The following is a 14,934-nucleotide window of genomic DNA, read 5'->3' on the forward strand; positions in this document are numbered from 1 at the left end:
CCTGAACACTTCTTGCGAACGACGCGATACCCGAATTCAATCAGCGGGAGGCGACGACGATGACCGATCAGACACACAGCACGATATCGCTGCTGGTGAACGACGTGACTCACCGGCTGTCGGTGGACAACCGTCGGACGCTGCTCGACGTGTTACGGGACGACCTGGACGTCACCGGGCCGAAGAAGGGGTGCGACCACGGGCAGTGCGGCGCCTGCACGGTGCTGCGCGACGGCCGGCGGGTGGTCTCCTGTCTGACCCTCGCGGTCGCCGCCGACGCTGCCGCGATCACCACCGTCGAGGGGCTGGCCGTCGAGGGCAGGCTGCAGCCGATCCAGGAGGCGTTCGTGCGCCTGGACGGCTTCCAGTGTGGCTTCTGCACGCCGGGGCAGATCTGTTCGGCGGTCGGGATGCTCGCCGAGCACGCGGCCGGCTGGCCCAGCGCCGTCACCGTCGACGACCCACCGGACGGCGCGCCGGAACTGGACGAGGCCGAGGTACGCGAGCGGATGAGCGGCAACCTGTGTCGCTGCGGAGCGTACCCGTCGATCGTCCGCGCGGTGATCGAGACCGCCGCCCGGCAGGGGGTGGCGGGGTGAGGGAGTTCGCCTATCAGCGCGCCACGCAGGTCCACGAGGCGCTCACCGCGGTCGCCGGGAATGCCGGTGCCCGGTATCTGGGCGGCGGCACCAACCTCGTCGACCTGATGAAGTGCGGGGTCGAGGAGCCGACCCGGCTGGTGGACGTACGGCGGCTTCCCCTCGACGGCGTCCACGACGCACCGGACGGCGGGCTGGTCATCGGTGCGACGACCACGAACAGCGACGCAGCCGCGCACCCCGAGGTGCGCCGCCGGTTCCCGGCGCTGGCCCAGGCCGTGCTGGCGGGCGCATCCGGCCAACTGCGGAACATGGCCACGGTGGGCGGCAACCTGTTGCAGCGGACCCGCTGCGGCTACTTCACCGACCTCTGCTCGCCCTGCAACAAGCGGATCCCCGGCAGTGGATGTGCCGCCATCGAGGGAATCCACCACAACCACGCGGTCCTCGGCCACTCCGCGCACTGTGTGGCCACCCACCCCTCGGACCTGGCGGTGGCGCTCTGCGCGTTCGACGCGGTCGTGCGCTACGAGACGCTTGACGGCACCGGGGAGATCCCGTTGGAGCAGTTCTACCTGCCGGTCGGTGACCGTCCGGACCGGGAGACCGCGCTGCCGCCCGGCGCGCTGATCACCGCCGTCGCCCTACCCGCCTCCGCGCGGATCCCCCGGTCGCGCTACCGCAAGGTCCGCGAGCGCGCGTCGTACGCCTTCGCGACGGTTTCCGTCGCCGCCGCGCTCGACGTCCGCGACGGCGTGGTACGCGACGTGCGCATCGCCCTCGGCGGCGTGGCGTCGCATCCGTGGCGGGCCCGCGCCGCCGAGGCCGTGCTCCGCGACGCCCGGCCCACCGCCGGGTTGTTCCGCGCCGCCGCCGAGGCGGAACTGAGCGCCGCGAAGCCCCTGCGCGACAACGGATACAAGGTGGCCCTGGCGCGAAACCTGGTCGAGGCCGTGCTCGGTGGGCTCGCCGCAACGGAGGGAAACCGATGAGCACGAACCTCGACCCCGGTGCCGTCGGCGCCCCGCGCCCCCGGATCGAGGGCCCGCTCAAGGTCACCGGAGTCGCCCGCTACGCCGCGGACGTGCCGATGCCGGACCTGGCCCACGGCTGGCTGGTGACCGCCCCCATCTCCCGGGGCCGGATCCGCGACATCGACGCCTCGACCGCGCTCGGCATGCCGGGTGTGCTGGGGGTGCTCGACCACCGCAACGCGCCCCGGCTCAACCCCCGGGCCGGCAACTACTTCGGCCCGGACGGCAGCATGCAACTGCTCCAGGACGACGTGATCCCGTACGCCGGCCGGCCGGTAGCGCTGGCGGTGGCGGAAACGCCCGAGCAGGCGCGGGCGGCAGCGGCGGCGCTGCGGGTGACCTATGACGTCGAGCCGCACGACCTGGACTTCAGCCTGGAGCACCCGGCGGCCCGGCCGGCATCGACCGCTTTCGGCCCGGAGGCGGACACCGGTGACGTGGACGCGGAACTGTCGGCGTCGGCGGTCGTGGTCGACGAGCGGTACCGCACCCCGGAGGAGAGCCACAGCGCCCTGGAGCCGCATGCCGCGACCGTGTGGTGGGACGGGGGCCAGGTGTACGCCGTGGACGCCAACCAGGGCGCGTTCAGCGTGGCCGAGGTGCTGGCCGCGCTGTGGTCCATCGACCGGGAGCGGGTGCACATCCGCGCCGAGCATGTCGGGGGCGGCTTCGGCGGTAAGGGCGCCTGCGGCCCGCAGGTGATCCTCGGGTCGATGGCCAGTGCGCGGTTCGGACGCCCGGTGCGGGTCGTCCTGACCCGGGCGCAGGTCTTCGAGGCGACCGCGTCGCGGCCTCCGACGGACCAGCTGGTCCGCATCGGCGCTGACGCCGACGGCCGACTACGCGCCATCCACCACCGACCGGCGTACGCCCTCTCGCCGCTCGCCGAGTACATCGAGTGGTGCACCGAGCAGGCCAAGATCCTGTACTCGGCGTCGGCGATCCGCACGCAGCTGACCGCCGTACCCCTCGACATCCTGCCGCCGGCCTCGATGCGCGGGCCGGGCGCGACGCCCGGCTCGTTCGCCCTGGAATCGGCGATCGACGAGGTGGCGGAGCGGCTGGACATCGACCCGCTGGAGTTGCGCCTGCGCAACCAGCCCACCGTCGGGCCCGTGTCGGGGCTGCCCTTCAGCAGCCGCCGGCTGGTCTCCTGCCTGCGGGAGGGAGCGCGCCGGTTCGGCTGGGCCACGCGCGACCGGCGTCCGCGTGGCCGGCGCGAGGGTCCACTGCTGATCGGCACCGGCATGGCCACCACCTCCTTCGGTGCCGGGGTGTTCCCGTCGACGGCCTCGATCACGGCCGAGGCGGACGGGACGTTCACGGTGTCGGTCGGCGCGAGCGACATCGGCACGGGTGCCCGTACCGTGCTGACGGCGGTCGCCGCCGACGCGCTCGGGGTCGGCACGGAGCTGGTCCGCATCCGGATCGGCGACAGCGACCTCGGCATGGCCTGGGGCGCGGGCGGCTCCCGGGGCACGACGTCCTGGTCCTTCGCCATCACCGAGGCCGCCAGGAAACTGCGGGAGAACCTGGGCGACCCGGCCCGGCCGGTGACCGCGACGGTGGACACCACCACCATGATCGACTACCGGCCCGGCCGGGAACGGCAGACCTACAGCGCCGTCTTCGCGGAGGTGACCGTCGACCCGTCGACCGGCGAGGTACGGGTACGTCGCCTGCTCGGCATGTTCGCCGTGGGCCGGGTGATCAACCCGCTGCTCGCCCGCAGCCAGGTGATCGGGGGAATGATCATGGGGCTCTCCATGGCGCTGCACGAGGAGAACGTGCGCGACCCCCGCACCGGCAGGCAGACCAACGGCGACTTCGCCGGCTACCACGTCGCCGCCCACGCCGACGTGCCCGACGTCGAGGCCGACTTCGTGCCCGACTACGAGCCGCAGGACCCGTCGGGCTTCAACGGGCTCGGCGAGATCGGCACGGCCGGCACCGCGGCGGCGATCGCCAACGCCGTGTGGCACGCCACGGGCACCCGCCAGCGGATCCTCCCGATCCGCCTCGACCGGGTGCTGGAGCCCGCCGACCCGGGCACCCCCGATGCTGCGTGAGGTCTGGTCGTTCGTCGACGCCCACCGCCGGGCCGGACGCCCCGTCGCCCTCGCCCGGCTGGTGGCCCGCGACGGCCCGGGAGCACGGCCACTCGGATCGACGATGGCGATCGCGGCGGACGGCACGTGGCGCGGCTCGGTGTCCGGGGGCTGCGTGGAAGCCATCGTCGTGGAAGCTGCCCGCGCCGTTCTCGCCGGAGCGGCGGCGCACGTGCTGCCGGTGACACCGGGGGAGTTCCTGCTGCCGTGGGAGGACGTGCCCGCCTGCTCCGCCACCATGCAGGTGCTGGTCCTGCCGGCACCACCCCCGCCGGTGCACGACGCGATCACCATGGCGTTGCGGCAGGACAGACCCGTCGCGGTGGGCGTCGGACTACAGCCGCCGTACCGGTGGTCGGTGGCCCCGACCACGGACCAGCTCCCCGGCGACCAGCCGGCGTACGTCGAGGCCCTGCCGCGCCGACGGCGGCTGGTGCTCGCCGGAGCGACCGACCTGGCCGCGGTGGTGGCCACCCTGGCGGAGCCACTGGACCTGGCGGTGTCCGTCATCGACCCACGCCCCGGCCACGTCGGATCCGGGGCGCTGCCGGCCAGCGCCCGGGTGGTGCGCGCCTGGCCGGACGAATGGCTGACCCGTCACCCGCTCGGACCCGGCGACGCCGTGGTCACGTTGAGCCACGACCCCCGCATCGACGACCGGACGATCCGCGCAGCGCTGGCCGGCGGCGCGGGACACGTCGCGGCGCTCGGCAGCCGGGCCACCCACGCGCAGCGCCTGCGACGTCTCGCCGGCACACCCGGCCTGGACCGACTCGCCGGTCCCGCCGGACTGGACCTGGGCGGCGCGTCCCTGGCCGAGGCGGCCCTGTCCATCCTCGCCGAGGTCGTCGCGGCGGGGAACGGCCGGGCCGGAGGCCGGCTGCGCGACTCCCGGCTCCCCATCGGCGTCCACCCGGCGACGACGACCCATGGTTGACGTCCGGCCACCGGTCGGCCGTGCGTCGGCCGGCCGGACAACCCCTTCCCACCACCTCATCCGCCCCAACGGGTCGACGGACGTCCCATGGGCGGGGACGAACCCCCACAGCGCGGCGAACCCCGTCGCCGGACTGGTCCTGGCCGCCGGGGCGGGACGCCGCTACGGAGCGCCCAAGGCGCCGGTGTTCCTCGGGCAGGCGCTCCGCGCGCTCCGGGACGGCGGGTGCGAACCGCTCATCGCGGTCCTCGGCGCCGGAGCCCGCCAGGCCCGGTCGGCCGTCGACCTGACCGGCGTCCACATCGTCGACAATCCGCTCTGGGCCGCGGGGATGTCCTCGTCGTTGCGGCTCGGCCTGAACACGGTCGCCGGCCTGCCCGGGATCTCCGCCGTGTGCGTGCACCTGGTGGACATGCCCGGGGTCACCGCAGCGGCGGTGGCCCGGCTGCTGACCCACACACACCCGGGCTGTCTGGCCCGCGCCTGCTACGACGGCGAGCCGGGCCATCCGGTTCTGCTGGGCCGCGACCACTGGGCGGAGGCGGCTGCGACCGCGCGGGGCGACCAGGGCGCGCGGGCGTACCTGCGTCTGCGGGCCGACCAGGTGAGCGTCGTCGAGTGTGCCGACGTGGCCGCCGGCTACGACATCGACGAACGGTAAGGACCGTTCCCTGCCCATCACCACTCGTGACGCCGACCGAGCCCGTCTGCGGGGTCCGGCGAGGGTTCCGCGAGGAGGGCGAGCAGCTTCTCGATGCGTTCCGTGCCCGGCTGGTGGCCGGTCCGGGCGTGCGACCGTGCCGCCAGCCGCGCGCTGCGCCGGGCGGCGGCCACGTCACCGGAGCGGTACTCGGCCGCGGCGCGGGCGGCCAGCGCCCGGCCTTCGAGCAGCAGGTAGCCGCACTGCCGGGTGATGGACAGCGCCGCATGACACCAGGACGGTGCCGAAGCCTCGTCGATCTCGGCGAGGCTGACGGTGACATCAGCCTCGATGTACCGGTCCGCGGTCGAGCGCGCGGTCCGTAGGGCGTCCAACAGGGTGCCGGTCCTGCCCTCGACGACGCCCAGGACGTGCAGAGCGAGCGCTTCGACCCGGGGCTCGACCGGCGCACGCGCCATGTCGAGGGCCTGCCGGGCGAGACCGGCGGCCTGTGGCTGGTCGCCCCGGTCGCAGTGCACCCGGGCCAGCGCGCACAGCGTCGTCGCACGACCCCGGCTGCCCGTCTGCTCATGCAGTTCCAGGGCCTCGGTCAACGTCCGCAACGCCTCGTCGGACCGGCCGAGAAGGTGATGGACGACGCCCAGGTTGCTCAGGATGAGCGCCCGGCTGGAGGGTGTCCCGCCCTGGTGTGCCAGGGTGAGCGCCGCGTGGTGGTGGTCGGCGGCTTCGCGCAGCCGTCCGAGGTCGGCGCAGACCAGTCCGAGGTTGTTGTGGTTGACGGCGACGCCTGCGGTCCGGCCGTTGCGCCTGTTGAACTCCAGCGCCTGCTCCATGACCCGCAGTGCTTCACCCGGCTGGCCGGTCATCCGATGGACCGGGCCCAGGTTGCCCAGCGCGGCTGCCTCGCCGTCGCGCCATCCCGAACGGTTCGCGCAGCGCAACGCGAGCCGATAGTCGTCGATCGCCTCGGCGAACCGTTCCAGCCGCCAGTGCAGGGCGGCGAGACTGAGCCGGGCCGCCGCCTCGGCCTGTCCGTGCCGGTCGGCCTGAGCGGCGCAGAGACCGGTCTTCGCGACCTCGGACCACTGCGTGGTGTGCATTCCCAGCCACAGGTATCCGCGCAGCGCGTCCGCCAACGACCAGGCGACGGTGTGCAGTTCCTGGTGCGCCGCGTGCCGGGTCACGGCGACGAGGTTGTGCCGGTGCGCGTCGAGCCAGGCGAGGGCGTCGACGTGGGTGGTGAACCGCATCGGTGGGCTGGCGGGCGCGGGTAGCTGGGTGGGCACGCGCAACACCTGTGGATACAGCCGGTCGGCTGCGGCGTACACGCTGAAGAGGTACCAGGACAGCAGTTCGACGAGTGTCTCCTGATCGTCATCGATCTTCGCAAGCTCGGTCACGTACCGGCCGAGCAGGTCGTGGGTGCCGAAATGGCCGGGCGTCCGCTCCTGGGCCAGGTGCGCGTCGGCGATACGGGAGAGCATGTCCGCCGCCTCGTCGACCCCGCACCGCAGCATCGCGGCGGCCGACTCCGCTGTCACGTCGCAGCCGGGCACCAGCCCGAACAGCCGGAAGAGCCGTTGGAGTCGAGGCGGGAGCGTCCGGTAGGAAGCGGCGAACGCCGAACGTACCGCCAGCTGCTCGTCGTCCCGGACGGTCAGCACGGTCAGCGGGTCGCCCGCCCGAAGCCGTGCCAGGTACCCACTGACCTTCTCGTTGGGCCGGCCGTGCAGGTCCGCTGCGGCGATGCGCAGGGCCAACGGCAGGTGCGCGCAGTCACTGGCCAGTTCCGCGAGGGCGTCCCGCTGCGCGGCGACCCGTTCCGCGCCGACGACGCGGGTCAACAGCTCGGTGGCCTCGTGCGGCGCGAGCACGTCCAGGGACAGCCGCTGCGCGTCGTGCCGGGCGGCCAGCCCACCGAGGCGGTCACGGCTGGTGACGATCACCAGGCAGCCGGCGCCGCCGGGCAGCAGCGGCCGGACGTGTGCGGTGTCGCGGGCGTTGTCGAGCAGGATCAGCATCCGCCGGTCGGCGAGCACGCTGCGGTAGAGATCCGTCGCCTCGTCGACGTCGTCAGGCACCTGGGTGGGTGGCACACCGAGCGCGCGCAGGCAGCGTGACAACGCGTCCAGCGGCGCGACCGCCACGCCGGGCGAGTAGCCGCGTAGGTCCAGGAAGAGCTGACCGTCGTCGAAGAGGGGCCGTACCCGGTGCGCCCACTGGACCGCCAGCGCCGTCTTGCCCACCCCGGCCGTGCCGATGACCGCGACGACCGCCAGGGCGCCGTTGTCCCGGGCCCGGCTCAGCATCGTGTCCAGCGCGGCGAGCGCGTCGCCGCGGCCGGTGAAGGTGGCCAGGCCGGCGGGCAGTTGGGCGGGCCGCAGACCGGTTCCGGTCTGGGGGACCGGTGGCGTGGGCCTGCCCGGCGGGAACTGTTGCCGCAGCACCCGCACGTGGGCCTCCGCGAGCCGCGCGCCCGGCTCGATGCCCAGTTCGTCGGCGAGGAGGCGACGGATCCGCTCGTACACCCGCAGCGCCTCGGCCTGGTGCCCGGACCCGGCCAGTGCTGTCATCAGCCGTACGGCGAGACCCTCGTGCCACGGGTTCGCGGTGACCAGTTCGCGCAGCGGCGCCACCGCGGCGGCGTGCCTACCGAGCGCGAACTCGGCGTCGAACAGGTCCTCGGACGCGGCGAGCCGCTTGTCGTGCAGGCCGGCGGCGGCGGCCGGTACGAACGCGGCGGCCGCGCCCGCGAGTGCCGGGCCACGCCACAACGCCAACGCCTGGCGTAACAGGGTGGTGGCCCGATCGTGGCGGCCGGAGTCGGCGTACCGACGTGCGGTCTCGGCAAGCCCGGCGAAGACCGCGACGTCCAGGTCGTCGCCGGCCAGTTCAAGCCGGTACCCCCCGGAGTCCGAGTAAATTGTTTCGGGTATGCCGGCCGCGCGGGTCAGCCGGCGTAACCGGGAGACGCAGACCTGGACCTGTGCCCGTGCGCGGGTGGGCAGAGCTCCGCCCCACAGCGCCTCGGCCAGCTGTTCCGCTGACACCACCACGTTGGCGTTGAGCAACAGGTACGCCAGCACGGCGCGTTGTTGGGGTCGCCCCAGCGGCACTCGCTCGCCCCGCACCACGGCCTCGACCGGGCCGAGCAAGCGCCATGTCATCCAGCCCCCACATCGACGTATCGATAGTGATTCTAGGCGTTGCGGCCAGGGCGGCTATCGGACGGCTAGCCGATGGCAAGCCGGGCCGCGCAGCCTGATGGAGCCGGGCGGACGGCCCGGAACATGAGGTGAAGGAGCTTCAATGAGACGAAGAATCCGTGCGGCTCTCCTCGCGGTGACGACGCTGGGCATGGTCGTCGCGTCGGTCGGGGTCGCACAGGCTGGCGAGTCGGCGCAGCCGCCGCAGCCGTCCCAGTCGTCCCAGTCGTCGCTGCGCGACGCACGGGCCGCCGCAGCGGCGTCGAACGGACTGGGCCCCGCCGCGAAGGGCGGGATCGGCACCGCCGCCGCGTGGTTCACCGGCACCGTCGCGGCCGGCGGCACTCAGGGCTGGACCTGGACCAACGCCCCGGCCGACGCCGCCTACGTGGTCGGCTACAACCCGGCGGGCGCCACCACGTCGGCCACCTGCCAGTTCGAGACGATCAGCAGCCGGTACGTCCAGCTGTCCACTGGGGAGCGGCAGTTCCAGTTCACCCTGAAGAACGTCGGCTCGATCGCCTGTGGCGCGACGGTGCAACTGGCGGCGGTGACCAGTTCGTCCCTGGTCTCGACCGGTGGCGTCAATCCGGGTGGCACCCAGACGTACCTGTGGAACGTCCCCTGGAACACCATCTGGGTCGCCGGTCTCAACCCGAACGGGGCCACCAGCTCGGCGGCCTGCCAGTTCCAGGTGACCCGCATCTGGACCGTGCAGCCGGGCAGCTCGCTCCGGCAGATCTGGGTGGAGGTCAAGAACGTGGGGACCATCACCTGCCAGGCCGATGTCCGGCTCGGCTCCACCACCATCGGGTCGCAGTTCACCATCGGAACCGTGGGCGGCGGCGGCACCTGGTCCACGACCTGGAACAACGCGAATCCCGTCACCTCCGCATACGTGATCGGCCCGTCTCCCCAGGGCAGTGCCCCTACCTACTGCCAGTTCGAGGTCACGCGCGTGGTCTACATCCAGCGCATCAACAGTGACGGCTCCTCGCAGCGTCAGCTCGCGATGTGGTTCAAGAACCTCAGCACGCTCTCCTGTGGAGGAATCGCCTACCTGCAAACCATCGCGGCCTGATCCCGCACCCGTCCCTGCGGTCACCGCGCGACGACCACCGTCGTCGCGCGGTGACCGCGCCCCTTTCCGTCACCACTCGTGCCCGGGCTCCGGGCGGACCACTCCGCCGGGGCCCGTCACCACACGAACCTGGTCGGCGGCGGCTGCCCACCTGACACCTAGCGGCGCAGCCAGGCCCGGACCGCGCTGTCGGCACCGACGATCAGGTAGTCGGCGCGGCGGTCACCGTTGACGTCGGCCAGGCGGACCTGGTCGCCGGAGGCACCGATGCCGGTGGCGATCTCCCCCGCGAGGGTCCACCCGCCGGCGGGATCGTTCAGCCAGGCCCGCACCCGGCCCGCATCGTCGACGGCCAGGTAGTCGGCGCGGCGGTCACCGTTGACGTCGGCGAAGCGGACCTCGGCATCCGTGACCCCCACCCCGGTGGCGATCAGGCCCAGATCGCCCCAGGGCGCCCCGGAGCCGCCGCGGTTGTTGTGCCAGGCCCGAACCCGGCCTGCGGCGTCGACCACCAGGTAGTCGGCCTTGCGGTCACCGTCCACGTCGGCGAAGCGCACCTGCGAACCGGCGACGCCCACCCCGGCCGCGATCTCGCCCACGGAGTTCCAGACCCACCGGCCGTTGCCGTCCTTCCCGCCGTTGAGCCAGGCCCGGACCCGGCTGGAGTCGTCCACGACCAGGTAGTCGACGCGGCCGTCACCGTTGATGTCGGCCAGCCGTACCCGGTCACCGGTCGACCCCACCCCGGGTGCCGCGATGCCCTGGTAGACCCAGCCCCAGTTCTGGTCGCCGTCCCGGCCGGCGTTCAGCCACGCCGCGATCCGGCCGGTCTCGTTCACCACCAGGTAGTCCTCGCGGGCGTCCCCGTCCAGGTCGGCGAACCGTACCTGGGCCCCGGGCACGCCGGCACCGGGCGCGACCGTTCCCTGCCACGCCCACCGGTCGACACCGCTGAACCGGTCGTTGAACCAGGCGGTGATCATGCCGTTCTCCCGGATCGTCAGGTAATCGGCCCGGCCGTCCCCGTTGATCTCGGCCATGGCGACCCCGGACCGGGCCACCCCGACACCGGAGGCGATCTCACCCTGGTACTTCCACCCGCCGACGCGGGTGGCGAAGTCGTTGAGCCAGGCCTTGATCCGACCGGCGTCGTCGATGAAGAGGTAGTCGTCGCGGCCGTCGGCGTCGAGGTCCTTGAGCACCAGCCCGTCCCGGGTGACTCCGGCGGCGGCGGCGACCTGTCCCTGACCGATCCAGGCCGACCCCGTGCCGCCCCGGTTGTTGAGCCAGGCAGTGACCGTGCCCTGGTCGTCGACCACGAGGTAGTCGTCGCGGCCGTCGCCGTCCAGGTCGGCGAACCGCACCCGGTCCCGGGTGGCGCCGACACCGGTGGCGACGACGCCCGCCCCGATCCAGCGTGAGCCGGTGCCGGGCTGGTAGTCGTTGATCCACGCGCTGACCCGCCCGGCGTCGTCGACCACCAGGTAGTCGGCCTTGTGGTCGCCGTTGAGGTCGGCGAAGCGCACCTGGTCGCGTGTCGCGCCCACTCCCGAGGCGACGACGCCGGCGTACTTCCAGCCCCATCCGTTCGGTCCCGGAGCGTTCAGCCAGCCCGAGACCTGGCCGCCGGCGTCGACCACGAGGTAGTCGTCGCGGCCGTCACCGTCCAGGTCGGCCAGCCGGACGTGGTCCCGGCTCGCCCCGACGCCGGAGGCCACCACGCCGGCCCAGTTCCAGCCGTCGTCGCCACCATCGCCCGGCGACGGCGTCTCGGCGGCACACGCCTTGGCGGTGCCGGACACCGTGGCCGGCGGGGCGATCCAGTGCTCGTGTAGCGCGTCAACGATCGCCGCCCGCCACGCGGCGGCCATCTTGCCGAACCCGGCGGCGTTCGGGTGGAGGTTGTCGGTCATGTCGGCCGCGGTGACGGCGGACATGTCGACCGTGCGTACGTACCTGCCCTGCGCGCGCAGGTTCGCGACGATCCCCGGGATCTGCCGGTTGTAGTCCTGCACCCGCGCGTTGACGGCCGGATCGTTGGACAGGATCAGGGTCGCCACCAGCACGGTGGTCTCCGGGGCCTGGTCGAGCACGTCCTCGATCAGCGCGCGCAGGCGCTTCGGGGCACCCTCGGCGCCCTCGGAGCTGCGCATGTCGTTGGTGCCGATGTGCAGGGTCACCACGTTCGGGCGGTAGGACGGGATGGAACAGCTCGTCGCCAGCTTGTCGATCTGGTCGATCCGCCAGCCGGGGTGACCCTCGTGGTCGGGGTCGGCGAAGTCGCCCTGGCGCATGGAGCCGACGAAGTCGAGCGAGGTCGTCACCGACTGCAGGGAGTCGAACAGTTCGCGCCGGTACCCGTTGTTCCCCGCCGCGCCGACGCCGTAGGTGATGGAGTCGCCCAGCGGCATCAGCCGCAGGTCGGTGCTGGGATTGGAGCGTGGCGGCAGCCGGGTGGGGCGCGGCGACGGGTCACGGTCCGGCGGCGTCGTCGGCCCCGGGCCCGGCGCCGGGCTCCGCGGACCGATGCGCCACCGTTGGGAGTGACTGTCGTCGCAGACGGCGGCGACAGCCGGGGCCTCGGCCCGGTCCGAGGCCTCCAGGCACAGGTGGGTGGCCTCGTTGCGGAACGTCACCTCGGTCGGGAGGTCCGGGTCGTCCGGTTGGGAGTCGGCGATGTACTCCACCCGCCAGCGGTGCCCCTCGCCGTCGTTGGTGGATCCCGGGTCGTCGCAGCGGTAGACCACCGCCTGCTTGGGCTGCGCGTCGTCGTCGCTGCGGTAGACGTCGAGGCAGTCCTCGGTGGCGTGCTCGGGCCGCAGCCGGACGAGGTTGTCCCCCTGGTCCACGGTTTCGAGCCGCCAGCGCTGGTTGCTGACGTCCCGGGGCGGATAGGTGATCACGGGGGAGTCGTCCCCCGACAGCCCCCGGAAGACGTCGAGGTAGCTGCCGGAGGTGACGGACTGGATCGTCTGGTTGGTGACCGTCGTCTCCCACTGGCTCTCGGGGATGCGGGCGGCGACCTCCCAGATCCGCTGTGGCCTCTTGTCCGGGTCGCAGTACTCGGTGACCATCGGCTGACCCTCGAGCTCGGGCATGCTCAGGCAGGCGTCCGGGTAGGAGACGTTGCGCCACATGGCCGGGCCGCCCTCCGCCGGCGGGTCCTCGATCGCCCACCGGGCCCCCGGGTCGTCGCAGTCCACCGGCAGCACCGGGTTCAAAGTCCGGTCCTCCAGCGGCTTCGCCATGCCCACGCACTGTTTCGTGCGGCGGTTGCGCAGGACGTTCCAGAAGTCCTCGGCGAGCAGGTGCTCGAACACCTGGTTCTCGTTGTTCTGCCGCCGGTAGGCGACGAAGGTGCCGTTGGCGGTCTGATCCAGGAACTCGCCGTGATCGCTACGGATCAGCACCGGGTTGACGTGGATCGGTCGGACCGGCGCAGGCGGGGTGCGTACCGTGTTGTAGTAGACCGGGCGGTGGTCCGACCGCGGTGTGTCGGGCGACCAGGCGACGAAGTTCAGGCCGGGGACGTTGCTGATCGCGAAGTCGAGTTCGCTCCGGCTACCCGTGTCGGAGTCGACGTGGGTCCACTCTCCGGTGCGGAAGAGGTTTTCGTTCGGCTCGAGGTGCAGGCTCAGGTCCCGCGCCTCCTGGGTGGTGCGGTTGATGATGTTGACGTTGTAGTCACCGGCAATCACGTAGGTCTGCCCGGGCCCCATTCGGGCCCGCGCCCGCGCCAGCAGGTCCTGTACGTCGCTGCCGCGGGCGTGGACGTTGAAGTACCAGACGTTGCCGAACCGGAGCCCCAGCAGCGGCCGGAAGCGGTAGGCGTTCGGGTCGCCGGTAACAGGGTCCGCCCGGAAGCGGGGGTTCTCGACGACCATCACGTCGTCGGCGGGCTGGTCGGTGATCGTGACGAGGTTGACCCGGCCGCCCTCCCAGAGCATCACGTTGGTGTGTTCGATCCATTGGGGGTCGGTCTGGAAGAAGTAGACGTGGTGGAGGGGGCCGCGTGAGGAGCCCTGCGGGGCCCACCGGGAGTGCTGTACGTACTGGACGCCGCGGGGCACGCTCGGCCGTCGGATCGCTATGTCCTCCACTTCCCCGTTGAAGGGAACGGGGAGACTCGGGCCGGCCTCCTGGATCATGACCACCGGGAAGCGGGCCGCCATGTCGGCGACCTGGTGGCTCCACCGGTTGCCGTTGTCGCTGCCCTGCATGTTGTAGCTGACGAAGGGCGACAGGCCGTTGGGGTCGACGGCGTGTGCCGGCGCGCCACCGCCGATCGTCACGGCGAGGCCGGCCAGCAGGGCGGCGACCAGACCGCCCGCCAGACTACGACGGGAGGACCCGTTCCGCCGGCCGGTTCGGGTCGATACCGATGGATGCTGGGACGACGACATGGACGCCTCCGCCTGCCGGGCCGGTCACGGACGGCCACCCGCTCGGCGCTCCTGCGCCGTCAGCGGGGAAGGCGGACGGCGTAGGGCCGGCGCGGTTCCCTGCCGCCGGAGAGCGTATCGCCCGTCGGGTGGTCAAGCTGACCCGCAAAGCCCGGCTCCGTGGTTGAAACGGACCACGGCGACCGGGCCGTCCGCAGGTCCCGTCGTCGGGGTTGGCCGGGAGCCGGTAAGGCTACGCTGCAACGAACGTGATTTCGATGAACCCGAACCTCACTCGATGACGCGAGGCCGAGAGCGAAGCGGGGACCGTCGTTGCCATCCCGGCCGGTGCGGCTTTGCCACAATGGACGGAGCGCTAACTACTCCGAAGGGACCCCGGTGAAACGGCGACTTCTGTCCGTACTGACGATCGCGGCTGTCAGCCTCACCGGCGTGGCCGTGGTGGCCGCGCCGGCCCATGCCAGCGACGCGCCCGGCTTCGTCTGCAACCTGACGCAGAACACCTGGCTGCGGGCCGCACCGCACGGCTACGTCCTGCGTACCCTGACCGCCGGTCGAGGGTTCCGCGCGCACGCGGGCTGGGGCGAGGACAACGACAACTGGGTCTACGGCCACGGCGCCGAGGACCCGTCGCTGGACGGCTGGGTCCCGCTGGGCAACACCACCTGCTGAACGGCCACGATCGGGCGGATCGTCCAGGACCAGCCGGTTGGATGCCCGCAGTTGCGGGTCGAGCCGCCCGGCGGAGTCGATGACGAGCTCGATGGTCACGACCTGGGACGGCCCCGGGACGGGTTGACCACGAAGCCGCACCCCGCCTGTGAACAGGGCCGCAGGCCGTTGCCAACGGTGCTCACCCTCGGACAACGCGGGGACAGCCCTTTCCGCAAGACAGCACTGACGAG

9 protein-coding genes are annotated in these 14,934 nt (G+C 72.5%); 7 read left to right on the forward strand and 2 right to left on the reverse strand.

Annotated elements, in window-relative coordinates; genetic code table 11:
• Positions 1-59: 59 nt before the first annotated feature.
• The 5 genes from JQN84_RS24185 to JQN84_RS24205 all read left to right on the forward strand — a co-directional run bounded on the left by JQN84_RS24185 (position 60) and on the right by JQN84_RS24205 (position 5,339).
• A complete protein-coding gene (locus JQN84_RS24185; protein WP_204960851.1) occupies positions 60-599 on the forward strand; it encodes a 2Fe-2S iron-sulfur cluster-binding protein in 540 nt (179 codons plus the stop codon).
• Positions 596-1,591, forward strand: coding sequence for an FAD binding domain-containing protein (locus tag JQN84_RS24190; RefSeq protein WP_204960852.1), 996 nt, complete (start codon positions 596-598; stop codon positions 1,589-1,591). Before JQN84_RS24185 ends, JQN84_RS24190 begins: the two co-directional genes overlap by 4 nt.
• Positions 1,588-3,702: a xanthine dehydrogenase family protein molybdopterin-binding subunit gene (locus JQN84_RS24195; protein WP_204960853.1), complete on the forward strand. Its 2,115-nt coding sequence runs from the start codon at positions 1,588-1,590 to the stop codon at positions 3,700-3,702. The genes JQN84_RS24190 and JQN84_RS24195 overlap by 4 nt, the downstream gene beginning before the upstream one ends.
• The gene (locus JQN84_RS24200; RefSeq protein WP_204960854.1) at positions 3,692-4,678 is read left to right on the forward strand and encodes an XdhC family protein; all 987 of its coding nucleotides are present in this window, start codon (positions 3,692-3,694) and stop codon (positions 4,676-4,678) included. Before JQN84_RS24195 ends, JQN84_RS24200 begins: the two co-directional genes overlap by 11 nt.
• 139 nt (positions 4,679-4,817) lie before the next feature.
• Complete coding sequence (locus JQN84_RS24205) at positions 4,818-5,339, forward strand: nucleotidyltransferase family protein (protein WP_307821432.1); 522 nt, start codon at positions 4,818-4,820, stop codon at positions 5,337-5,339.
• 17 nt (positions 5,340-5,356) lie between these two features.
• On the opposite strand, the gene JQN84_RS24210 is transcribed toward JQN84_RS24205, so the two are convergent.
• The gene (locus JQN84_RS24210; protein WP_204960856.1) at positions 5,357-8,506 is read right to left on the reverse strand and encodes an AfsR/SARP family transcriptional regulator; all 3,150 of its coding nucleotides are present in this window, start codon (positions 8,504-8,506) and stop codon (positions 5,357-5,359) included.
• 142 nt (positions 8,507-8,648) lie between these two features.
• Between JQN84_RS24210 and JQN84_RS24215 the strand changes: the two genes are divergently transcribed.
• Positions 8,649-9,626, forward strand: a complete 978-nt coding sequence (locus tag JQN84_RS24215; protein WP_204960857.1) for a hypothetical protein — start codon at positions 8,649-8,651, stop codon at positions 9,624-9,626.
• A 158-nt stretch (positions 9,627-9,784) separates the two neighbouring features.
• Here the strand turns inward: JQN84_RS24215 and JQN84_RS24220 are convergent, their stop codons facing one another.
• The gene (locus JQN84_RS24220; protein ID WP_204960858.1) at positions 9,785-14,029 is read right to left on the reverse strand and encodes an FG-GAP-like repeat-containing protein; all 4,245 of its coding nucleotides are present in this window, start codon (positions 14,027-14,029) and stop codon (positions 9,785-9,787) included.
• 378 nt (positions 14,030-14,407) lie between these two features.
• Here JQN84_RS24220 and JQN84_RS24225 point away from each other — a divergent pair, with 378 nt between their 5' ends.
• Positions 14,408-14,701: a hypothetical protein gene (locus tag JQN84_RS24225; RefSeq protein WP_204960859.1), complete on the forward strand. Its 294-nt coding sequence runs from the start codon at positions 14,408-14,410 to the stop codon at positions 14,699-14,701.
• The last annotated feature ends 233 nt before the right edge of the window (positions 14,702-14,934 follow it).

Source organism: Micromonospora humidisoli (assembly GCF_016900955.1).
GTDB classification, from domain to species: domain Bacteria; phylum Actinomycetota; class Actinomycetes; order Mycobacteriales; family Micromonosporaceae; genus Micromonospora; species Micromonospora wenchangensis.

Excerpts from the sequence above, each read along its gene's own strand:
- JQN84_RS24210 (WP_204960856.1), bottom strand. The coding sequence starts at position 8,506 with ATGACATGGCGCTTGCTCGGCCCGGTCGAGGCCGTGGTGCGGGGCGAG.
- JQN84_RS24200 (WP_204960854.1), top strand. The coding sequence starts at position 3,692 with ATGCTGCGTGAGGTCTGGTCGTTCGTCGACGCCCACCGCCGGGCCGGA.
- JQN84_RS24215 (WP_204960857.1), top strand. The coding sequence starts at position 8,649 with ATGAGACGAAGAATCCGTGCGGCTCTCCTCGCGGTGACGACGCTGGGC.
- JQN84_RS24195 (WP_204960853.1), top strand. The coding sequence starts at position 1,588 with ATGAGCACGAACCTCGACCCCGGTGCCGTCGGCGCCCCGCGCCCCCGG.
- JQN84_RS24220 (WP_204960858.1), bottom strand. The coding sequence starts at position 14,029 with ATGTCGTCGTCCCAGCATCCATCGGTATCGACCCGAACCGGCCGGCGG.
- JQN84_RS24185 (WP_204960851.1), top strand. The coding sequence starts at position 60 with ATGACCGATCAGACACACAGCACGATATCGCTGCTGGTGAACGACGTG.